The 540-nt window shown below is 65.6% G+C and carries 1 protein-coding gene; it reads right to left on the bottom strand.

What is annotated here, in order from left to right; translation table 11 throughout:
* Positions 1-540 (bottom strand): transposase family protein (locus tag AC0L21_RS38020; protein ID WP_473267137.1); only part of this gene is annotated, 540 nt, incomplete at both ends.

The raw sequence follows: 540 nt of genomic DNA, 5'->3' as shown, positions 1-540 counted from the left end.
GGTGCGGTCGATGACGTCCCGCAGGGTATGACCGTCGTAGGGATTATCGGGCAGCGACCTGGCGTGCAGTACGAACAAGCCACCGGGCGCCCGGCGGTTGTTGGTGACGATGGAGGCCTTCACGCCGAACTCGTAAGGCGCGGCGGCCTTGCCTTTGCCGATGCATTCCACCTCCGGGGCATGGAAGGAATAAAGCTTCCAGCCGCGCTGGCGCTGCTGCTGCGAGCGGATTTGCACGGCCCGGCCAAGCGGGAGGGCGAATGCCTCCTCCAGTGCCGGCTGGCCCTCGATCTTGCGGCGGATGTCGCGGATGATGCGGCCGAGCCGGCTGCGCAGAATGCGCAACTGCCGCTGATGCCGGCTGAACTGTTTGGCATGGGCGTAGCGGCCCGCCATCATTGCCGCGGTCTTGGCAATGCGAACATAGGACTGCCGCAGCCTGACGGCGTGCCTTCTCGCAAGGCGGTTGAGCCCCTTGATAGCCGCATGGAGCAGCTTGGCATCGGTCGGAAAGGTGATGGCCTTCGGCTGCACCGTGGT

The sequence above is a fragment of the Bradyrhizobium sp. WSM4873 genome, assembly GCF_055811355.1.
This window is presented reverse-complemented; position numbering and strand designations above follow the sequence as displayed.